The following is an 18937-nucleotide window of genomic DNA, read 5'->3' on the forward strand; positions in this document are numbered from 1 at the left end:
GGGGTGTAACGAGCGAAAGCCGCCTCCGACCCTAACTGTCGGAGGCGGCTCGGCTACCGGGTTGTGAGGCGGCACTCAGCGCTGGAACTGCACCGGGCCGGTACCGGTGATCGCGGCCAGCTGGTGCAGGCGCCTGATGCGCTCGGCCATCGGCGGGTGCGTCGAGAAGAGCCCCGCGATGCCGCCGCTGCGCAGCGGGTTGGCGATCATCAGGTGCGCCGAGGTGGCCAGCTGACCCTCGGCCGGCAGGGGCATGCGCTGGGCGCCGTACTGAATCTTCTCGAGGGCGCTCGCCAGGGCGAGCGGGTCCCGGGTGAGGGTGGCACCCGAGGCGTCCGCCTGGTATTCGCGGTTGCGGCTGATGGCCAGCTGGATGATCGACGCGGCGAGCGGGCCGAGGATCAGCATGAGCAGCAGCGCGGCCGGGTTCGGGCCGTCGTCGTCGTCCGATCCGCCGAGCGGCAGGAAGATCGCGAGCTGGGCGAACATCGTGATGATCCCGGCCAGGGCGGCGGCGACGCTGGAGATCAGGATGTCGCGGTTGTAGACGTGGGACAGCTCGTGGCCGATGACGCCGCGCAGTTCCCGCCGGTCGAGGAGCTGGGTGATGCCCACGGTCACCGCCACGGCGGCGTTGCGCGGGTTGCGACCGGTGGCGAACGCGTTGGGCTGCAGCGCGGGGCTCACGTACAGGCGGGGCATCGGCTGGCCCGCCTCCGTGGCCAGCTCCCGGACGATCTGGTGGAGCGCGGGGAACTCCGCCTCGGTGACCGGCTGCGCGCGCATCGCCCGCAACGCGATCTTGTCCGAGAAGAAGTAGGTGCCGGCGTTCATCGCCAGCGACAGGACGACGGCGAAGACCAGGCCGCCGCTTCCGCCGATCCAGTACCCGACGGCGAGAATCATGGCGGTGAGCAGACCCAGCAGAGCGGCCGTCTTGAGGCCGTTGTGATGGCTGTGCATGATCACTCCTTCAGCACACGGGCCGGTGGGCCCACGTCTGATGGAACATCGCCGCGCCGGGAAATCATCCGGAAGTGACTGTGAGTTGGCTGAGCGGCTGCGCTCTGTTCAGTAGTTCACGTCGTACTTCCGGATCCGCTCGGTGTGGCTCGTACCGTCGCTGAGGGTGATGGTGACCCGCGGATTCGTCGAGCCGTTGTAGCCGGTCTCGTCCATGATCAGCCCCCACAGGTTGTCCGGCTCGCGCTGCGGCCACCAGGCCGTGAAGCGACCGTTCGTGACCGTGGCCCGGACCTGCCTGCCCTGGGCCTCGAAGACGACGCCGGTGACCTCCGGGCCGGCTTTGCCCGCGACCATGAACTGGGTGCTCGACAACCCTCCGGACGTCTTCAGCACACCGGTGGTGGCGAGGCCGTCCGCGGGCGGGGTGTCCGGGAGGGCACCGGACATCGATTCGTTCTCGCCGTCGACGAAGCCCGGCGAAGGGGCGGTGGACCTGAGGCACTGCGCCTCGCCGTCCGCGGACGCCAGGTAGGTCATCACCCAGGAGCCGCGTACCTCGACGACCTGGGGTTGATAGTCGCCGAGCGGGACGCGGGTCCACTCCGCGCACTCCTTCGCGTAGTGGGCGGCTTCCTGTCGCGTGGCCGGTTGCGGGTCTGCGTCCCAGGTGGCGAAGGCCGCGTCGTCGGCACCGAGGATGGGGGCGACGACGACTCCGACTACCGCCACCACAGCGGCCACGGCGTACCGGGCGACGCGCTTCCTGCGGAGGGGGCGGACGGTCTGCTCTGTCGCGGTCACGCGGGCCAGCGTGGCCATGGCGCGTGGCGAGCGGCCGAGGTCGTCGGGGACGTCATGGGCCGGATCATGGTGGCGGAGCTGGTCGTCGAGGGTCATCACACGAATCCCTTCTCACTGCGGGCCGCGGGCGCCACAGCGTCCGAAGGACTGGCGAGGTTGTGCTTGAGGAGGCGACGGGCACGGCTGAGGCGGATCCGGAAGGCCACCGGGGAGATGCCCAGCACCCGCGCGGCCTGGGCGCCGGTCAGCCCTTCCCACACCGACAGGCTCAGGGCCTCCTGGTGCATCGCGCTGAGCCGGGTCCAGGCGTTCGCCAGGTCCACCGAGGTGGCGACGAGATCGTCGTGCTCGAGCGTCTGCCCGTCGAGGGCGGCCTGGCCGGCGATCCGTACCGACAGCGCCTGCCCGCGGGAGTCGGACCGGTGCTTGGCCAGCAGCAGATGCCGGGTGATGCCGAAGAGCCAGGCGCGGGCCTCGCCGAGGTCGCCGGGGAGGTCGCTCAGGCGCTGCCACGCCACCGTGAAGGCCTCGGCCGCGACGTCCTCCGCCTGGTCGGCCGGCTGTCCGCGCCGGACCACGAACCGTACGAGGTCGGCGTACGTGTCCGCGTACACCTGCTCGTAGCGGTGCCGTTCTCGCGTGTCTGCCACACCTCAATATGTCGACAGCGGCGCAGGTGTTTCAGCCGTTGAGGAAATCGAAGATCGCCTGGGGCGCGAAGCCCAGCGCCACCGTGACCACCGCCGCCACCGCGATGGCCGCCGCCACGGGTCGCGCCACGGCGATCCGCGGCTGGGTGGCGGCCCGGAGCAGGTCCGGGTCGGCCACCGCGACCGGTCCGGCCGCCACCGGGCCCGTCAGGTGGACGCCCACCGGGGCGGGCGCCGTGTAGAGCAGGGCGGCGGCCCGGACGTAGTAGGCCAGGGCGATCACCGCGTTGACGGCGACCACGCCGGCGAGCCAGCCCCAGTTCGCGGAGATGAGCGACTGCACGACCGCGACCTTGGCGAACAGCCCGGCCAGACCCGGTGGCAGGCCCGCCAGCCCGGCCAGGGCCAGGACGAACGCCGCCGCCAGCCACCTGTTGCGCCGGCCGGCGCCGCGGTAGTCGTCGAGGTCGCCGCCGTCCGTGCCGGGGAGTCGGAACGCGGTGATCACACTGAAGGCGAGGAACTCGAGCGCGACGAAGAACACCGCGTACGCGAGAGCCGCGTCGATGCCGGCCGCCCCCGCCGCCAGCGGCGCGATGATGTAGCCGGCCTGCGCGACCGACGACCACGCCAGCAGGCGGACCATCCGGGTCTGGCGCAGCGCGACCAGGTTGCCGACCGTCATCGTGAGCACGGCCAGCACCGCGACCAGCGGTCCCGTGTCGAGCCGCTGGATGACCGCGACCAGCGCGAGGACGCCGCCGAGCTTCGAGGCCGTCGACAGGTACGCGGCGACCGGCACCGGCGCCCCGTCGTACGTGGCGGGCGCCCAGGCGTGCAGGGGAACCGCCGCGACCTTGAACGCGAAGCCGACCACGACCATCGCCGCGCCGACCGCCGCGAGCGACCGGAACTGTCCCGTGCCGGCGGTCAGCGCCGAGAGGTGCAGCGCGCCGGTGGCGGCGTACAGGAGGGCGGCGCCGAGCAGGGCAACGGCCGTGGACACGACGCTGACCAGGAAGAACGTGACCGCGGCCGAGGCGCCGGCCCGGGACTCGCGGACCCGGCGCAGCCCCACCAGCACGTACAGCGGCAGGGTGAGCGTCTCGAGGCCGACGATCAGCGTGATGAGGTCCCCGGCGTACGCGACGACGACCCCGCCGGTCATCGAGCAGGTGAGCAGGAAGCTGACCTCGCCGCGGGGCGCGAGCCCCATCCGCAGCGACGGCGCCGACAGGGCCAGCACCCCGGCCGTCAGCGCGGCGAAGATCACCGTGGTCAGGGCGGCCCGCGGAGTCGTGATCCACGAGCACAGGTCGCCGCTGCAGAACGTGGACGGCCGCCCCGGGACGGCGAGCGCGCAGACCGCCGTACCGACGCTCCCGAGAATGCCGGCGAGGACCTGGAACCGGGCGAACGCCAGGTCGGCGACGAGCACGAGCAGCGCCGTGCCGGCCGCGGCGTACAGCGGGAGCAGGGCGACGTGGTTGACGGCCTGGGTCATCGCAGCGCTCCGGTCAGGGCGGCCACCGGGTCGGCGGTGGCGGCGAGCACGAGCGCCGGCACCAGGCCGACCGCGAGTGCGAGCAGGACGAGCGGCGCCCAGGCGATCCACTCGGGGCGCGAGATCGCCGGGAAGCCGGTCACCGCCTCGGTCGCCGGGCCGTGGGTCACCCGGCGCAGCAGCCGCATGAAATACGCGGCCGTGAGCGCGCCGCCGATCGCCGCCACCACGGCCAGCGTGATCCACAGCGGGCCGCCCCGCTCGACCGCGGCGACGACCGCGAAGGCCTCGCCCCAGAAGCCGGCCAGCCCGGGCAGGCCCAGTGAGGCGATCGCCGCGAAGCCCAGCAGGCCGGCGAGCCGCGGCGCGGTCTCCCGCAGGCCGCCGAGAGCGCCGAGGTCGCCGGTGTGCGCCCGGTCCTTGATCGCCCCGGCCAGGAAGAACAGCAGGCCGGTGATCACGCCGTGCGCCACGTTGCCGATCAGCGCGGCCTGCACGCCGGTCACGGTCAGCGTGGCGATGCCGAGCAGGACGAAGCCCATGTGCCCGACGCTGGAGTACGCGATGAGCCGCTTCAGCTCGGTCTGCCGCAGGCACACCAGCGATCCGGCGATGATCGCGGCGGCCGCCAGGATGCCCAGCACCGGCGCGGCCCACGCCGCACCCTCGGGCGCGACACCCACGCCGACCCGGATGAGGCCGTACGTGCCCATCTTGAGCAGCACGCCGGCGAGGATCACGCTGCCGACCGTGGGAGCCTCGGTGTGCGCGTCGGGCAGCCACGTGTGCAGCGGCCACAGCGGCGCCTTCACCGCGAAGGCCACCGCGAACAGGGCGAACGCCACCTGCTGCGTCGTCCGCGAGAGGCCGTAGCCGCCGGCGAGGGCGAGCAGGTCGCCGGTGCCGGCCGCAACGACCACGGTGAAGACGCCGAGCAGCAGCAGCACCGAGCCGAACAGCGTGTACAGGACGAACTTGCGGGCCGCCCGCCGCCGGTCCGCGCCACCCCAGCCGGCGATCACGGCGTACATGGGCAGCAGGACGACCTCGAAGAACACGAAGAACAACACCAGGTCGAGCGCGAGGAAGGTGCCCAGGATGCCGACCTCGAGGACCAGGAGCAGGGCGGCGAGCGTACGCCCGGAGCCTCCGGCAGGCACCTTCCACACCGTGTACGCGCAGCACAGCAGCGTCAACAGCCCGGTGAGCACGACCAGCGGGTACGAGACGCCGTCCACGCCCAGGTGGAACTCGATGCCCAGCGACGGCACCCACGGCGCCTGCACCTCCGACCACGGCACCACCGGCACGGCGTCCGACGTGGTGTAGCGCGCCCAGCCCAGATCCCGTGACGACGGTACGGCCAGCAGCAGCGTCGCGACGAACGTGACCGCGGCGAACACCGTGGCGACGACCCGCGCACTCCGGTCCATGCGGGCGGGCAGCAGGGCGACCACGACGGCACCGGCCGCGGGCACCACGAGCACGGCGATCAGCAGCAGCTGCAGGGCGGCCGGGACGCCGGGAGGGCTCATCATGACGCGGCTCCGTAGATGGCGGCGACAACACCGAGCAGCAGGGCGCCGGTGAAGACGGCGACGGCGGCCCGGGGCAGCGCCGCCCGGTGGGCCGCGGCGAGCGCGGTGCCGAGGCGGGTCGTCGAGGTGCCGGCGCCCTCCACGGCCGCGTCGACGACCTTCTCGTCCACGAGTCGCACGGCACCGGCGAACGCGCGTACCGGGCGTACGACCAGAAGGTTCTGCACTTTGTCCAGGTGGAAGCCGGCGGCGAACAACGGCCGGGACCGGCCGAGGGCCTGCGCCGGGTCCACGCCCGGGCCGGTGTGCCAGAGCCACCACGCGCTGCCCGCGCCGAGCACGAGCAGGACCAGCGGCAGCACGATCGAGACGCTCAGGTGCGGCGGCTCGAGCTCGAGGGCGGACCGGAAGCCGGGCAGGAAGGCAGCCAGGCCCAGCAGGACGGCCGGGACGGCGAGCAGCAGCACCGGCCAGCGCATCAGGGCCGGCGGCTCGTGCGGGGCCCCCGGCGCACCCTCGTAGTGGGCGTCACTGAAGCCGGCGTGCCACTCGTCCGTGCGTGACCGGGCGTGACCGAAGAAGGTGTACAGCAGCAGGCGGGTCGCGTACCAGGCGGTGATGGCGACGCCGGCCAGCGCGGCGACCCAGACCACCCACCCGACCCAGGCCGGGGCCGGGCCGTCGCCCTCGGTCGCGTGCGCGGCCGCGACCAGGACGTTCTCCTTGGACCAGAAACCCGCGAGCGGGGGTACGCCGGCCAGCGCGCCCAAACCCGCCACGAAGCACCAGAACGTCACCGGCATGTGCTCACGCAGCCCGCCCATGCGCGACATGAGGTTGCTGCCCACCGCGTGGATGACCGCGCCCGCCGCGAGGAACAGCAGCGCCTTGAACGCGGCGTGCGTGAGCAGGTGGAACAGCGCCGCCGCGGGGGAACCGACCGCGAGCGCGCCGGTCATGTAGCCGATCTGGGACACCGTCGACCAGGCCAGCACCCGTTTGAGGTCGTCCTGGGCGGTCGCCGACAACGCGCCGAGCAGCAGCGTGATCGACGCCATCACGCCCAGCACGGCCAGTGCCGCCGGTGACTGGGCGAAGAGCGGGAAGAGGCGGAAGACCACGTACACGCCGGCGGCGACCATCGTGGCGGCGTGGATCAGCGCGGAGATCGGCGTCGGGCCGGCCATCGCGTCCGGCAGCCAGGTGTGCAGCGGGAACTGCGCGCTCTTGCCCGCCACGCCGGCCAGGATGAGCAGTAGCGCGACCGTCGGGACGCCGCCGTGGGCCAGGATGTCGGAGATCCGGAAGCTGCCCGCCCACACGCCGAGCCAGGCGATGCCGAGCAGGAACCCCACGTCGCCGACCCGGGTCACCAGGAACGCCTTCACGGCCGCCGCGGGCGCCTCGGGAAGCCGCCGGTCGTGCCCGATCAACAGGTACGAGCACACACCCATGATCTCCCAGCCGAGCAGCAGGAGGATCAGGTCGTTCGCCGAGACGACGAGCAGCATGGCGCCGGTGAAGAGGCTGACCTGCGCGGCGTACGGGGCGTACCGCGAGTCGTCGTGCAGGTAGGCGACGGAGTACACCTGCACGCACAGCGCGACCACGGCGACGGCGACGGCCACGTACAGGGCGGCCGGTCCCAGCGAGAAGCCCAGCGTGACCGGCAGGTCCCCGAAGGTCACCCAGCGGTGCGTGACCTCGATCGGCTCGTCGACCACGATCAGCAACACGACGGTGATCAGCAGAGCCAGCGCGGCGCCGCCGGTGCCGAGCGCTCTCGAAGCTTTGTGGTCGGGCCTCAGGAGGAGACCGATCAGGCCCAGAAGCAGGGGTACGCCGGGGAGCAGCGGCGTCAGGACGTCGGCGGTCATCCGGCCTCCGGCTCATGGTGCAGCGCGACCTCGTCCACGTGTACGGCGGAGCGCATCCGGTAGTACTGCAGGACGATCGCGAGGCCCACGCCCACCTCGGCGGCGGCCAGCACGATCACGAACAGGGCGAACGCCCCGCCGCGGTGGCCGCCCGGCGCCGGCAGGGTGACGTCGGCGGTCACCAGCAGCAGGTTCACGGCGTTGAGCATGAGCTCGACCGCCATCAGCACGAGGATCGCGTTGCGCCGGCGCAGGACGCCGTAGACGCCCAGGCCGAACAGCAGGGCGGCGGTGACGTACGGGATGACCGCGTGCATCAGATCTCCGCTCCCGCGTGCTCTTCGTCGTTTTTCGGAACGCCGATGTCGGGGCGGGACAGGACGATGGCGCCTACCAGGGCGGAGAGCAGCAAGATCGACAGCACCTCGAACGGCAGCACCCAGGAGCCGAACAGCTCGGCGCCCATGCGGTCGGTCGTACCGGGTTCCGGCAGGGCGTAGATCGTCCAGCGGAAGGCGTCGACGAGCAGGGCGGCGAGCCCCACCCCCACGCCGCCGCCGACGATCAGCGCGGGCCAGGCCGGCCGGTCGAGGTCCGGCGAGGGGCCGAGGGGTGCGCGGGTGAGCATGACCGCGAACAGCAGGAGGACGACGACGGCCCCGACGTACACCAGGACCTGCACCCAGGCGACCAGCTCCGCGCCGAGGACGAGGTAGAGGCCGGCCATCGCGCCGAGGCTGACCACCAGGTAGAGGCCGGCGCGCACGATCTGGGCGCTGGTGACGACGAGGGCGCCCGAGCCCACGGCGATGGCGCCGAGCGCCAGCAGCAGCGCGTCGGCGACGGTCACCGGCCCTCTCCCGGCTCCGCTTTCTCCCCCGGCTCGACCTTCGCGGCCGGTCCGGGGCGGGTCGCTGCCGGGCGGGCTGTCTTGGCCGGAGTGGCCGCGCCCGGGCCGGCGGCCTTGCGAGCGGCCGTGGCCTCCTCCTTCGACGGCTCGCCGAGCACGTCGTGGGCGGGCGGCGGCGGCACGGTCGGCATCCACTCGCCGAGGCGCTGCTTGTCGTGCAGCAGGTCGAGCACGTCCAGCTCCGAATACTCGAACTCGGGCGACCAGTGCAGGGCGTCGAACGGGCACACCTCGATGCAGATCCCGCAGTACATGCACAGCGAGAAGTCGATGTCGAACCGGTCGAGCACGTTGCGCTGCCGGGCCCGCGCCGCGCCGGGGACGACGACCTCCTCCTTGTGGGAGTCGATGTAGATGCACCAGTCCGGGCACTCCCGCGCGCACAGCATGCAGACCGTGCAGTTCTCCTCCAGCAGCGCGATGACCCCGCGCGAGCGCGGCGGCAGCTCGGGCTCGACGTCGGGATACTGCTGGGTGCCGGACCGCCTGGTCATCGTCTTGAGCGTCACGGCGAGCCCGTCGAGAAGGCCCTTGCCGGGCGCGGACCGCTCCCCGTGCTCACTCATAACCGCATATCCTGCCCGGTCGCCGGACCGGAGGCGAGCACACCCCCACCAGATCTTCCAGTACGGCGATTTGTCCGTTTCTTCCGGACGCCCTCATCCTCCGTTCGAGGCCCGAGTTCGTCGGCGTCACGGCGTAGCGGGGGATTTGCCTGCGAGGTCACTGTTCAGTGGGTTCACAGTTTTGATCGTAAATAAAGATGATCGTCAGTTTGCGTCCCGTGTGTCCGGTTACTGAGCTGCTCGACAGCAAGCCACCGACCACAGTGGAGGAACGCTGATGACCGTCACCACCCGTACCCGGGCCGGCCTGACCGCCGCGCTCGCCGCCACCGGCGCCACCGCCCTGCTGGGCGCCACCGTTCAGCCTGCTGCGGCCGCGCCCACCGCGCAGCAGGCGACGCCGTGCGTGCAGAAGGTCGCCGTCGTCAACAACGGCGGCTTCGTCATGAACTTCCAGATCACCACCCGGGACGGGCAGCTGTCCGCGCCGACCGACGACTACCCGATCAACCAGTGGCGACTGGTCGACCTGACCTCCACGGCCCTGGACGAGGGCGTGGACGTGCGGCCGCTCGTGCACGCCACCGCCGGGGATGACGTGCTCGGCAACAACTTCGTGTCGTACTGCGCGAACGGGCAGACGGCCACGTACACGGCCAGCGGCACCACGCTCAACTACACCGTCACGCTGCTGACCTGATCCGTCCCGCCGGCCACGACGGCCGGGTGGCCCGCGCCGCCCGGCCGTCAGCCCGCCGAGTCGAAGGCGCTGCGGGCAGCCTCGATGTGGCCCAGATAGCGGTGGGTCCAATCGCACATGCCGCTGACCGTCTCCCGCAGGGCCCGGCCCGGTTCGGTGAGCGCGTACTCGACGCGGGGCGGGATCGTGGGGTGGACCGTGCGCTCGACAAGGCCGTACCGCTCGAGCATGCGCAGGTTCTGGGTGAGCATCTTGTGGCTGATGCCCTCGATCTCCCTACGGACCTCGGTGAAGCGCAACGTCCGGTCACCGAGGCTCTCGATGATCAACAGGGCCCACTTGTTGGCCACGTCGGAGAAGATTTCCCGCGCCAGCGAGTCCGCACGGGTCAGATCCGCCTCGTCGAGACCGCCGCCGGCCTGCTTGGTCACCATCGGGTTCCCCAGTCACGAAAAAGTGCGCTCTACCCTGCCGCCAGGCACTCTCCTACGGTTCCTGGGTAACCACAAGTGACCAGGAGGCAGGCATGACCATCACGCTGGTGAACCCCACCGGATTGCCGACCGTCGACGTGTACCGGCAGGTGTCGGTGGCGACCGGATCGAAGCTGATCTTCGTTGCCGGCCAGGTGGCCTGGGACGCGGACGGGAAGACGGTCGACGAGGGCGACCTGGCCGCGCAGGTCGAGCAGTGCTACCTCAACGTCGGCACCGCGCTGGCCGGGGTCGGCGCCTCCTTCCGCGACGTGGCGAAGCTCAACGTCCACGTCGCCGGCTGGACCCCGGACCAGATGCCCGCGCTCCTGGACGGCATCGCCCGCGCGGCCGCACGGCTGGGTACACCCGTGACGCCGCCGGCCACGCTGCTGGGTGTGGCGGCTCTCGACGTACCCGAGCATCTGGTCGAGGTCGAAGCCACCGCGGTCATCGACTGACCGGGCGGGTCAGAGCGCGACCTTCACCGCCGCGGTGAGCACCAGCTGGCCCAGCGACACCGGCACCAGCACCAGCCAGCAGAGGCGCTGGAGCTGGTCCTCGCGCAGCCGCGGGTAGCTCACCCGCAACCAGATGATCACGAACGAGACCGCGAAGATCTTGACGAGCGTCCAGAGCCAGCCGAGGTGGTCCGCGGCCGGCCCGTGCCAGCCGCCGAGGAACAGCACGGTGGTGAGCGCGGCGATCACGACGATGCCGACGTACTCGGCGAGCAGGAAGAACGCGAAGCGCAGCCCGGTGTACTCGGTCATGTAGCCGAACACCAGCTCCGAGTCGGCGATCGGCATGTCGAACGGGGGCCGGCGGATCTCGGCCAGGCCGGAGACGAAGAACACCAACGCGGCCGGCGCCTGCCACAGCAGCCACCACGGAGACCAGGCCTCGACGATCCCCGGCAGGCTCAGCGTGCCCGCGGCCATGGCGACGCTCGCCGCGGACAACACCAGCGGCAGCTCGTAGCCGAGGAGCTGGGCGGCGCCCCGCAAGCCGCCGAGCAGGCTGTACTTGTTCGCCGACGCCCACGCGGACATGAGCACGGCGACGACGCCCACGCCGAGCACGGCGAGCACGAAGAACAGACCGACGTCGAGGGCCTGGGCGACCAGGCCACCGGGCCCGAGCGGCACGGCCAGCAGCACCAACAGGTACGGGAACAGCGCGACGATCGGCGCCAGCTGGAACACCCGGCGGTCGGCGTCCCGCGGGGTGATGTCCTCCTTCTGCACGAACTTGACGCCGTCGGCGACGAGTTGCGCCCAGCCGTGGAAGGCGCCCGCGTACATGGGACCCAGCCGGCCCTGCATGTGCGCCATGACCTTGTGTTCGGCCTGCCCGACGACGAGCGGCAGCACGAGGAAGGCGGCGACGACCGCGACGACCCGGACGAGCAGGTCGAGCCAGAGCGGCATCAGCGCGTCCCCTCGTCGTCTTCGTCGGCGTTCGGCGCGGGCGCAGCGTCCGCGTTTCGGCCCGGCGCAGCGTCCGCGTTTCGGGCCGGCGCAGCGTCCGCGTTTCGGGCCGGCGCGTCGGCGGGCGCGGCGTCGGTGTTTTGGGCCGCCGCGGCGTCGGCGGCGTCGGCCGCCTCCGCAGCGCTGGCCGCCCCAGCGGCGTGGGCGTGGGTGGAGGGCGGACCGGGGGGCGGCGTGGTCTCGGCCGCCGGGCCGGAGGGGGCGGGCGGTGCGGCCTCGGCCTCGGGGCGCGCGGCGGAGGCGGAGGCGGGCGGCGTGGTCTCCGCCGGGTCTTGGGCGGGCGGCCTGGTCTCGGCCTTGGGGTCGCCGGGGGTGGCGCGGTCCGGGATGTCGCGAACGGGGCGATCACCCGGGGCGGGACGGGCCGGACGTGCGGGGCCCTCCCCCACCGGGCGGGCCGGGCGGGCCGGGCGGTCCCCCGCGGGGCGCGCGAGGCGGTCGCCGGACGGGCGGGCGCCGGGGGCGCGGCGGGCCGGGGTCTCCGGGGGTGGGACCTTGCCCTTGAGCGGGCCCCAGTCGTTCGGGTCCGGTACGCCCGGCGGGCGCATCGGGGCGCGCTTGGCCACGCCGGCCTCCGACTCGCCCGGTTCCTTCGCGCCCGGCCAGGCCTTCGCGACGCGGGAGGCCAGGACGAACTCCTTGCGCAGCGGGTGACCCTCGAACTCCGGCGGGAGCAGCAGCGGGCGCAGGTCGGGGTGGCGGTCGAAGCCGATGCCGAACATCTCGTGGGTTTCGCGTTCGTGCCAGGTTGCGCCCGCGTACAGGTCGACGACCGACTCCACGACCGGGTTCTCGCGGGGCACGCGGGTGCGGATCAGCAGGCCGTGCTTGCGTCGCGTGGACCACAGGTGGGCCACGACGGTGAAGCCTTCGTCGAGCTCGTCGACCGCGGACAGCCAGTCGAAGTAGTCGCAGCCGAGGGCGCCGGGGTCTCGGGCGGCGCGCAGCGCGGTCCACCACAGCGCCGGGGGAACGTCGAGGACCGCGCGTTCGTGGCCCGGGCCGCCGCCGGACACGCTCGTGGTCAGCGCCGAAGGGTCCACGGGGGCGTCGGCATCGTCGGCCGTCAGCAGCGCGACCATCCGCTCGCCGACCTCTTCGGGCGTCATGCCGACCATCCTATGATCCGGCCCGGCCGGCCCCGGTCCCGCGGCCGCGAGCCTGTGGATAACGCGGGCCCGCTCGGCCGCGGAGACCGGACCGGGCGGCGAAGGCCGGCCGGCAGCAAGGAGGCGGACCGACCAGGAGGCCGGCGGGCGGCAAGAAGGGAGACCGGCCGGGAAGGCCGGCCGGCAGCATGAAAGCGGATCGGCCATGAAGGCCGACCGGCAGCATGAAGGCAGACCGGCCAGGAAGGCCCACCGGCGGCAAGAAGGCGGACCGGCCGGCAGCGGAAGAAGGCGGCCCGGGTCAGGCGAGGCCGGGGAGGCGGCCGTTGCGGAAAAGGTCGACGAAGTCCTGGTGGTCCTCGCGGGCCTGGTCGCCGTACCGGTGGGCGAACTCGACCAGCAGCCCCACGAAGCCGGCCTCGTCCTTGTCGACCGCCGCCACGATGGACTCCTCCGTCGAGAAGTCGACCAGGTCGTGGCTGGACTCGTCGTCGGCGACCGAGTGCATGCGGGCCACCGCGCGGCCCAGGTCGGCGAGGACGCCGGTCAGTTCCTCCGGCTCGTTGACGTCGGACCAGTCGAGGTCGCTGGCGTACGGGGAGACCTCCGCGACCAGCTGGCCGACGCCGTTGAGCTCGGTGTAGCCCAGCCACGGGTCGGCGTGGGCCTGCAGCGCCCGCTGCGACTCGGCCGTACGGTGACCCTGGTGCTGGAAGTAGCCGCGGACCCGTTCGTCGTCGATCCAGCGGGCGACCGCCGGGACCTGGGCCTGCTTCATGTAGATGATGACGTCGTTCTCCAGCGCCTGGGTGTGCCCCTCGAGCAGGAGGTTGTACGAGGGCAGCCCGGCCGAGCCGATGCCCACGCCCTTGCGCAGCTTGATGTCCTTGATGTTCGCCGACACGCCCGTGCCCTGTGAGGGCAGGGTGTGCAGGTAGTTCTGGAAGGCCGCGGTGACCGTGGCGGCGGTGGCCTCGTCGACCTCGTACACGCCGTCGCCGAGCGAGAAGCGGCGCTCGTAGTCGTCGACCGTGGTCTGTGCGGCGAGCAGGTCCACCCGGGTGTTGAGCCGGGCCTCCTGGAGCACGCGGCGCAGGACGCCGTCGGCGTTGTCCAGGGTGATCGAGCCGATGGCGTCGTCGCCGCCGTGCGCGATGGCCCGCAGCTCCGTCAGGTACGCGTCCGCGAACGTCGTGACCAGCGAGGTGATCACGTCGTCGGAGAGGGCCTTGCTGTAGCCGATGAGGGCGACGCTGGCCGCGAAGCGCTTGAGGTCCCAGATGAACGGGCCGACGTACGCCTCGTCGAAGTCGTTGACGTTGAAGACGAGCTGACCGGAGGAGTTCATGTACGTGCCGAAGTTCTCGGCGTGCAGGTCGCCGTGGATCCACACCCGGCTGGTCCGCTCGTCGAGGAACCGGTCGTCGCGGAACGGGCCGGTCAGATCCGCGTAGAACAGGGACGCGCTGCCCCGGTAGAACGCGAACGGCGACGCCGCCATCTTCCGGAACTTGCGCCGGAACGCCGCCGGATCGATCGCCATCAGCTCGCCGAATTCCCTGGTCAGCACGTCGATGATGACGTCGGCCCGCGGTTGGTCGCTCATGATCGCCAAGGGTAGACCTCGCTGGCTATACCTGTATGTCACAGACACGACGAAGCGACGGACGGACCGTGACCCGTTCGTGATCTTCTCGCGCAATCGGGCGCCTCGGCGGCGCGTGTGTGAGGCACATCCCGGGAAGGAGCCCATGCGCGACGCTGAGGACTTCGACACGTTCTACGCGACGTCCGCGCGTCGCGTCCTGGCCCACGTCTCGATGATGGTCGGCGGGCAGGCCGAGGCCGAGGACGCCGTCGCGGAGGCGTACCTGCGGGCGTGGAACCGGTGGCAGAGGATCAGCCGGTACGACGACCCGGAGGCCTGGGTACGCCGCGTCGCGTACCGGCAGGCGGTGAGCACCTGGCGCAAGGCCGTCAGCCGGCTGCAGGCACACCGCCGGGACGCGGTCGACGGGCACGTCGAGGCGCTCAACCCGGACCACGTCGCGGTGGTCGAGGCGCTGCGCCGGATACCCCCCGGCCAGCGCCGCGTGATCGTCCTGCACCACCTCGCCGGGCTGAGCGTGACCGAGATCCACCGGGAGACCGGCCTGCCGGCGGGGACGATCACCACCTGGCTGGCCCGGGGGCGGCGCGCCCTGGCGGAGCATCTGACCGAGGACACTGCGATGGGTCGGGAGGGACGCGATGTCTGACGACCGCATCGAGGAAGGCCTGCACGCGTACGCCGAGCACGTGCAGCGCACCGCCACCGTGGCGCCCGCGCGGACGATCCGGGAACGGGCGGCCCGGCGGCGTACGCGCCGAGCGGCCGTGGCGGCCTTCGCAGCCGTGCTCCTCGCCGGGTTCGGGATCGGACTCGCGCTGGGCCGGCCCGGGAACGAGACGCCGGCCGTGCCGCCGGTGAGCATCTCGCCGCGGGTGCTGCCGTCCAGCTCCGTCAGCTCCGACGTGACGCAGCTGGAGGAGATGGGAATCGACCTGAACGTCGGCGTACTGATCGACGTCGCGGACGACGGCGTGGACCGCTTCCTGGAGGTCGGGCAGGGCGGCGTCGTGGACTTCACCGGTACGGCGAAGGGCGACTCCACGAAGATGGCGCTGCGTCCGGCGCCGGCGGCCGGGACGAACGAGGTGTGGATCGCACCCCCGGCCTGGAACGAGTGCGTCACGGCGACCGCCCGTGCCGCCCTGGTGCTGCAGCCGTGCCGGTCCGGCGACGAGGCGCAGACGTGGCGGGTCGTGCCGGCCGGGGACTCGGGGCAGTTCGAGCTGGAGGGCCGCTACGGCATCCTGCACGTCGACAACGGCCTGCTCATCGCCGGCGACGGCGGGCGGACGGGCCTGCAGACCATCCCGTTCGACAGGTGAGCCGCGATCAGGTGGCGGGCCGGCGCACCATCGGTGCGGTGAGCGAGGCGGCGTCGCGGACCTGGGCGGGCTCCGGCGGACCCGGGACGAGCTCGCGCGCGCTCAGCGGGTCGGGGCGCGGGACCCCGCCCGGGCCCGACTCCTCGGCCGCGATCTTCTCCTGCAGCCGCAGGATGCCGTGCAGCAGCGCCTCGGGCCGCGGCGGGCAGCCGGGCACGTACACGTCGACCGGGATGAGCTGGTCGACGCCCTTGGTCACCGAATACGAGTCCCAGTACGGCCCGCCGCAGTTGGAGCAGGAGCCGAACGAGATGACGTACTTGGGCTCGGGCATCTGGTCGTAGAGCCGCCTGATCGCCGGTGCCATCTTGTCGGTGACCGTGCCCGACACGACCATGAGGTCGGCCTGGCGAGGGCTGTGCGCGAACGGAATCACGCCGAGCCGCATGAAGTCGTGCCGGCCCATGCTGGTGGCGATGAACTCGATGGCGCAGCACGCGAGCCCGAAGTTGAAGACCCACAGCGAGTAGCGGCGCCCCCAGTTCAGCACGAACTTGATGGGCTCCCCGAGCACTCCTGGCAGACCGGCCACCGTGCCAACCTACCCCTCACCAGGAGGGCCTCTGGAGCAGGCTCAGGAAACCGGCGAGCAACGCCTCGCGCAGGGCCGGCGGCGCGGCGTTCAGCAGTGTGTTCACCGCCGCCATCGGACCGCCCACGCCGTCGCCCAGGCCCAGCCCCCCGGCGAGCCCCTCGATGAGCTCGGGCGTGACGGCCTCGGGAGTCAGCGCACCCGCTGCCCGCATCAGCTCGGCCGGGAGCTGCACCGGGCCGCGGGCGCGGGTCGCCGCCACGGCGGCGACGAGGTCCGGCGCGAACTGGTCGGCGGTCGCGCCCACCGCGGCGGTCACGGTGAGGTGGATGGTCGGGGGGAGGTTCGCGTACGCCATCTGAGGCTGGGTGTGCCAGCCGAGCGCGGCCAGCTCGTCGGCGAGCACGAACGGGTCGACGTCGTCCGTGGCGGTCAGGCAGACGACGGTGGTCTCGGGCGGGGCGAAGAGGCGTACGCCCTCGGTGGCCTCGACCGCATTCGCGAGCACTGTCACCGCGTCGCGCGTCGTGGCGGCCAGCTTCAGATAGCCGTCGTCGCCGAGGTGGCGCACCGTCGCCAGCGCCGCCGCGATGGGCCCTCCGGAACGCGTGGAGGACACGACCGGGTTGACCATCGTGTAGCCCGGCCAGTCCGCGTACGCGAAGAACTGCGGCAGTCGCAGGCGCGCGTCGCGATGCAGCAAGACCGAGACGCCCTTGGGCGCGTACGCGTATTTGTGCAGGTCGACCGAGATGCTCGTGACGCCCGGCACGTCGAAGCCGAAGTCCGGCAGGCCCGCGCCCAGCCGCCGCAGATAGGGCAGCACCCAGCCGCCGAAGCAGGCGTCCACGTGGAAGCGGACCCCGCGGTCGGCGGCGAGCGCGGCCAGCTGCGGGATGGGATCGACGACGCCGTGCGCGTAGGAGGGCGCCGAGCCGACGACGAGAACGGTGTCGGGACCGATTGCCGCCGCCGTCGCCGCGACGTCGGCGCGCAGATCGTCGCCGACGGGCACCACGTCGAGCGCGACGCGCAGATAGTGGGCGGCCTTGGCGAAGGCGGCATGCGCCGTGGACGGCACGACGAGCCGCGGGCGCTCGGTGGCCGCCGCGTCGCGGGCCGCCTTCACCGCGAGGATCAGGGACTCCGTGCCGCCGCTGGTCACGCTGCCGACCACGTCCGGCGCGGCCGTGCCCGGGCCGCCGCCGAGCAGCCGGCCGGCCGCCGCGACCAGCGCGTTCTCCATCGCGAGCAGCGAGGGGAAGGCGGTCGGGTCCAGGCCGTTGACGTGGGCGGAGATCGCGTACGCCGCCCGCGCCAGCTCGTCGAGGCCCGCGACGGCCGGGTCGTACACGTACGCGAAGAGCCGGCCGCCGTGTGTGGGCAGGTCGGCCTCCCGCAGCTTGCCCAGCTCTGCGAGCACCTGCCCGGCCGGTACGCCCTCGGGCGGCAACGCGTCGATCATCGCCCCAAGCTAGTCCTCGTATCGCCGCAGCAGCAGGACCGCCGCTCCTACGAGGAGTGCCGGGACGACCGTGAAGCCGAGCAGGATCCCCAGCCGCGCGGTCGAGTCCTGCGCCGCTGCCGCTCCTGTGGATGACGGCACATAGCCGAAGAGCTGCAGGACCAGGGCGAACAGGCCGGGGCCGAGGGCGAGGCCGAGCGTCTCCCCCGCTGTCCACAGGCCGGTGAAGACGCCCGCCTGGCGACGGCCCGTTCTGGCAGTGTCGTGGGCGATGCAGTCGGGGAGCATCGCGAGGGCGAAGACCTGCTGGCCGGCGTAACCGCAGCCGATCAGCGCGACGACGAGGTAGGTGAGCGTGGCAGGGACGTGGCCGGCCGAGAGCAGCCCGAGAGCTCCCGCGGCGAAGAGGAGCGAGGCCAGGATCAGGGCGCGCAGCTTGCCGGCGCGGGCGCCGACCCGGGTCCACAGCGGCATGACGAGCAGGGCGGGGCCGACGAACGCTGCGAAGAGGAAGGTCGCCCCGGACTTCTGGACGATGACGTGGTCGGCGAAGTACTGCACGCCCGCGAGCATCGTGCCGATGCCGGCGGCCTGCACCACCCAGCAGGCGAGCAGACCACGGAACGGCACATTCGTTGCCGCTGTCCGCAGTTGCCCGCGCCAGCTGGGTTCCGCGCCCGGTGCTGTCCTGGACTCTGCTGTGCGCGTACCGAAGAAGACGCCGAGCGTGCCCACGACGATGAGGGCGCCGACGAACACGCCGGACCACCGGTGGCCGGCGCGGCCGCCGCCGCCGAGGTCGACGACCAGCGGGGCGAGCGCGCCGGAGACCAGGATGGCCAGCGCCAGGACCGCGACGCGCCAGGTCATGAGCCGGGTCCGCTCGGCGTACCCGTCGGTCAGCTCGGCCGGCATCGCGACGTAGGGCACCTGGAAGAAGGCGTACGCGGTCGCCGCGGCGAGGAAGGCGACGGCGACGTAGGCGCCGGCCGGTCCCGCGCCGCGGAAGGGCCCCGCGAACATCGCCGCGAACAGGACGGCTAGCAGCAGGCCGGCGCCGAGCAGGAACGGGCGGCGGTCCCCGGTGCGGTCGGAGATCCGGCCGGCCACCGGGTTGACGAGCACGTCCCACGCCTTGGGCAGCAGGACGAGCAGCCCCGCCACGCCCGCGGCCACGCCCAGCGTGTCGGTGAGATACGGCAGGAGGAGCAAGCCGGGAACCGTACCGAAAGGCCCCGTGACCAGGGAGCCCAGCGCATATCCGGCCAGCGTGCGACGCGGCAGCGGGGGCTGCTGCGCCGTCTGCGGTGATTTCAGCCGGTCCGGCGCCGGTACTTCGGGCGAGGGACCGGCTGGTGTCAT

The 18937-nt window shown here is 72.4% G+C and carries 20 protein-coding genes; 4 read left to right on the top strand and 16 right to left on the bottom strand.

Going from position 1 to position 18937, the window contains the following annotated elements; all coding sequences use genetic code 11:
• Positions 1-75 precede the first annotated feature (75 nt).
• The 9 genes from htpX to COUCH_RS35525 all read right to left on the bottom strand — a co-directional run bounded on the left by htpX (position 76) and on the right by COUCH_RS35525 (position 8812).
• Positions 76-963 carry a zinc metalloprotease HtpX gene (gene htpX, locus COUCH_RS35485; protein WP_249609503.1) on the bottom strand — a complete coding sequence of 296 codons (888 nt, stop codon included), beginning with the start codon at positions 961-963 and terminating at the stop codon, positions 76-78.
• A 108-nt stretch (positions 964-1071) separates the two neighbouring features.
• Positions 1072-1863, bottom strand: coding sequence for a hypothetical protein (locus COUCH_RS35490; RefSeq protein WP_249609504.1), 792 nt, complete (start codon positions 1861-1863; stop codon positions 1072-1074).
• Positions 1863-2417 carry an RNA polymerase sigma factor gene (locus COUCH_RS35495; RefSeq protein WP_249609505.1) on the bottom strand — a complete coding sequence of 185 codons (555 nt, stop codon included), beginning with the start codon at positions 2415-2417 and terminating at the stop codon, positions 1863-1865. Before COUCH_RS35495 ends, COUCH_RS35490 begins: the two co-directional genes overlap by 1 nt.
• A gap of 31 nt (positions 2418-2448) precedes the next feature.
• Entirely contained in the window at positions 2449-3921 is a 1473-nt protein-coding gene (locus COUCH_RS35500) for an NADH-quinone oxidoreductase subunit N (RefSeq protein WP_249609506.1), read from the bottom strand.
• A complete protein-coding gene (locus COUCH_RS35505) occupies positions 3918-5459 on the bottom strand; it encodes a complex I subunit 4 family protein (RefSeq protein ID WP_249609507.1) in 1542 nt (513 codons plus the stop codon). The genes COUCH_RS35500 and COUCH_RS35505 overlap by 4 nt, the downstream gene beginning before the upstream one ends.
• Positions 5456-7336 (bottom strand): NADH-quinone oxidoreductase subunit 5 family protein, encoded by a 1881-nt coding sequence (locus tag COUCH_RS35510; protein WP_249609508.1) that lies wholly within the window; start codon positions 7334-7336, stop codon positions 5456-5458. The genes COUCH_RS35505 and COUCH_RS35510 overlap by 4 nt, the downstream gene beginning before the upstream one ends.
• Positions 7333-7653, bottom strand: coding sequence for an NADH-quinone oxidoreductase subunit NuoK (nuoK, locus tag COUCH_RS35515; protein WP_249609509.1), 321 nt, complete (start codon positions 7651-7653; stop codon positions 7333-7335). The genes COUCH_RS35510 and nuoK overlap by 4 nt, the downstream gene beginning before the upstream one ends.
• Positions 7653-8186 carry an NADH-quinone oxidoreductase subunit J family protein gene (locus COUCH_RS35520; RefSeq protein WP_249609510.1) on the bottom strand — a complete coding sequence of 178 codons (534 nt, stop codon included), beginning with the start codon at positions 8184-8186 and terminating at the stop codon, positions 7653-7655. The genes nuoK and COUCH_RS35520 overlap by 1 nt, the downstream gene beginning before the upstream one ends.
• Positions 8183-8812, bottom strand: a complete 630-nt coding sequence (locus tag COUCH_RS35525; RefSeq protein WP_249609511.1) for a NuoI/complex I 23 kDa subunit family protein — start codon at positions 8810-8812, stop codon at positions 8183-8185. Before COUCH_RS35525 ends, COUCH_RS35520 begins: the two co-directional genes overlap by 4 nt.
• Positions 8813-9089: 277 nt before the next feature.
• Here COUCH_RS35525 and COUCH_RS35530 point away from each other — a divergent pair, with 277 nt between their 5' ends.
• Positions 9090-9512: a hypothetical protein gene (locus COUCH_RS35530; RefSeq protein ID WP_249609512.1), complete on the top strand. Its 423-nt coding sequence runs from the start codon at positions 9090-9092 to the stop codon at positions 9510-9512.
• A gap of 47 nt (positions 9513-9559) precedes the next feature.
• Here the strand turns inward: COUCH_RS35530 and COUCH_RS35535 are convergent, their stop codons facing one another.
• On the bottom strand, positions 9560-9946 hold the full coding sequence (locus COUCH_RS35535) for a winged helix-turn-helix transcriptional regulator (protein ID WP_249609513.1): 387 nt from the start codon (positions 9944-9946) through the stop codon (positions 9560-9562).
• 92 nt (positions 9947-10038) lie between these two features.
• Between COUCH_RS35535 and COUCH_RS35540 the strand changes: the two genes are divergently transcribed.
• On the top strand, positions 10039-10446 hold the full coding sequence (locus COUCH_RS35540) for a RidA family protein (protein ID WP_249609514.1): 408 nt from the start codon (positions 10039-10041) through the stop codon (positions 10444-10446).
• Positions 10447-10455: 9 nt separating this feature from the next.
• Here the strand turns inward: COUCH_RS35540 and COUCH_RS35545 are convergent, their stop codons facing one another.
• The 3 genes from COUCH_RS35545 to COUCH_RS35555 form a co-directional block, all read right to left on the bottom strand.
• Positions 10456-11415, bottom strand: coding sequence for a complex I subunit 1/NuoH family protein (locus COUCH_RS35545; protein WP_249609515.1), 960 nt, complete (start codon positions 11413-11415; stop codon positions 10456-10458).
• Complete coding sequence (locus tag COUCH_RS39285; protein ID WP_249609516.1) at positions 11415-12584, bottom strand: NADH-quinone oxidoreductase subunit C; 1170 nt, start codon at positions 12582-12584, stop codon at positions 11415-11417. Before COUCH_RS39285 ends, COUCH_RS35545 begins: the two co-directional genes overlap by 1 nt.
• Positions 12585-12885: 301 nt before the next feature.
• Positions 12886-14190 carry a DUF2252 domain-containing protein gene (locus COUCH_RS35555; RefSeq protein WP_249609517.1) on the bottom strand — a complete coding sequence of 435 codons (1305 nt, stop codon included), beginning with the start codon at positions 14188-14190 and terminating at the stop codon, positions 12886-12888.
• Between the two features lie 145 nt (positions 14191-14335).
• Here COUCH_RS35555 and COUCH_RS35560 point away from each other — a divergent pair, with 145 nt between their 5' ends.
• Positions 14336-14842: a sigma-70 family RNA polymerase sigma factor gene (locus COUCH_RS35560; protein ID WP_249609518.1), complete on the top strand. Its 507-nt coding sequence runs from the start codon at positions 14336-14338 to the stop codon at positions 14840-14842.
• Positions 14835-15518, top strand: coding sequence for an RICIN domain-containing protein (locus tag COUCH_RS35565; RefSeq protein WP_249609519.1), 684 nt, complete (start codon positions 14835-14837; stop codon positions 15516-15518). The genes COUCH_RS35560 and COUCH_RS35565 overlap by 8 nt, the downstream gene beginning before the upstream one ends.
• Positions 15519-15525: 7 nt before the next feature.
• Here COUCH_RS35565 and COUCH_RS35570 read toward each other — a convergent pair whose 3' ends face one another.
• Genes COUCH_RS35570 through COUCH_RS35580 form a run of 3 tightly spaced genes read right to left on the bottom strand, consistent with a single transcriptional unit; the run spans position 15526 to position 18937 of the window.
• A complete protein-coding gene (locus COUCH_RS35570) occupies positions 15526-16110 on the bottom strand; it encodes an NADH-quinone oxidoreductase subunit B (protein ID WP_249609520.1) in 585 nt (194 codons plus the stop codon).
• Positions 16111-16126: 16 nt separating this feature from the next.
• Complete coding sequence (locus tag COUCH_RS35575; protein WP_249609521.1) at positions 16127-17575, bottom strand: pyridoxal phosphate-dependent decarboxylase family protein; 1449 nt, start codon at positions 17573-17575, stop codon at positions 16127-16129.
• 9 nt (positions 17576-17584) lie between these two features.
• Positions 17585-18937, bottom strand: a complete 1353-nt coding sequence (locus COUCH_RS35580) for an MFS transporter (protein WP_430640852.1) — start codon at positions 18935-18937, stop codon at positions 17585-17587.

The sequence above is a fragment of the Couchioplanes caeruleus genome (genome assembly GCF_023499255.1).
Lineage (GTDB): Bacteria > Actinomycetota > Actinomycetes > Mycobacteriales > Micromonosporaceae > Actinoplanes > Actinoplanes caeruleus_A.

What these genes read in the sequence shown, in the direction of transcription:
- htpX (WP_249609503.1), bottom strand. Translation starts at nt 963, where the DNA reads ATGCACAGCCATCACAACGGCCTCAAGACGGCCGCTCTGCTGGGTCTG.
- COUCH_RS35490 (WP_249609504.1), bottom strand. Translation starts at nt 1,863, where the DNA reads ATGACCCTCGACGACCAGCTCCGCCACCATGATCCGGCCCATGACGTC.
- COUCH_RS35500 (WP_249609506.1), bottom strand. Translation starts at nt 3,921, where the DNA reads ATGACCCAGGCCGTCAACCACGTCGCCCTGCTCCCGCTGTACGCCGCG.
- COUCH_RS35505 (WP_249609507.1), bottom strand. Translation starts at nt 5,459, where the DNA reads ATGATGAGCCCTCCCGGCGTCCCGGCCGCCCTGCAGCTGCTGCTGATC.
- COUCH_RS35510 (WP_249609508.1), bottom strand. Translation starts at nt 7,336, where the DNA reads ATGACCGCCGACGTCCTGACGCCGCTGCTCCCCGGCGTACCCCTGCTT.
- nuoK (WP_249609509.1), bottom strand. Translation starts at nt 7,653, where the DNA reads ATGCACGCGGTCATCCCGTACGTCACCGCCGCCCTGCTGTTCGGCCTG.
- COUCH_RS35525 (WP_249609511.1), bottom strand. Translation starts at nt 8,812, where the DNA reads ATGAGTGAGCACGGGGAGCGGTCCGCGCCCGGCAAGGGCCTTCTCGAC.
- COUCH_RS35530 (WP_249609512.1), top strand. Translation starts at nt 9,090, where the DNA reads ATGACCGTCACCACCCGTACCCGGGCCGGCCTGACCGCCGCGCTCGCC.
- COUCH_RS35535 (WP_249609513.1), bottom strand. Translation starts at nt 9,946, where the DNA reads ATGGTGACCAAGCAGGCCGGCGGCGGTCTCGACGAGGCGGATCTGACC.
- COUCH_RS35540 (WP_249609514.1), top strand. Translation starts at nt 10,039, where the DNA reads ATGACCATCACGCTGGTGAACCCCACCGGATTGCCGACCGTCGACGTG.
- COUCH_RS35545 (WP_249609515.1), bottom strand. Translation starts at nt 11,415, where the DNA reads ATGCCGCTCTGGCTCGACCTGCTCGTCCGGGTCGTCGCGGTCGTCGCC.
- COUCH_RS39285 (WP_249609516.1), bottom strand. Translation starts at nt 12,584, where the DNA reads ATGACGCCCGAAGAGGTCGGCGAGCGGATGGTCGCGCTGCTGACGGCC.
- COUCH_RS35555 (WP_249609517.1), bottom strand. Translation starts at nt 14,190, where the DNA reads ATGAGCGACCAACCGCGGGCCGACGTCATCATCGACGTGCTGACCAGG.
- COUCH_RS35560 (WP_249609518.1), top strand. Translation starts at nt 14,336, where the DNA reads ATGCGCGACGCTGAGGACTTCGACACGTTCTACGCGACGTCCGCGCGT.
- COUCH_RS35565 (WP_249609519.1), top strand. Translation starts at nt 14,835, where the DNA reads ATGTCTGACGACCGCATCGAGGAAGGCCTGCACGCGTACGCCGAGCAC.
- COUCH_RS35575 (WP_249609521.1), bottom strand. Translation starts at nt 17,575, where the DNA reads ATGATCGACGCGTTGCCGCCCGAGGGCGTACCGGCCGGGCAGGTGCTC.
- COUCH_RS35580 (WP_430640852.1), bottom strand. Translation starts at nt 18,937, where the DNA reads ATGACACCAGCCGGTCCCTCGCCCGAAGTACCGGCGCCGGACCGGCTG.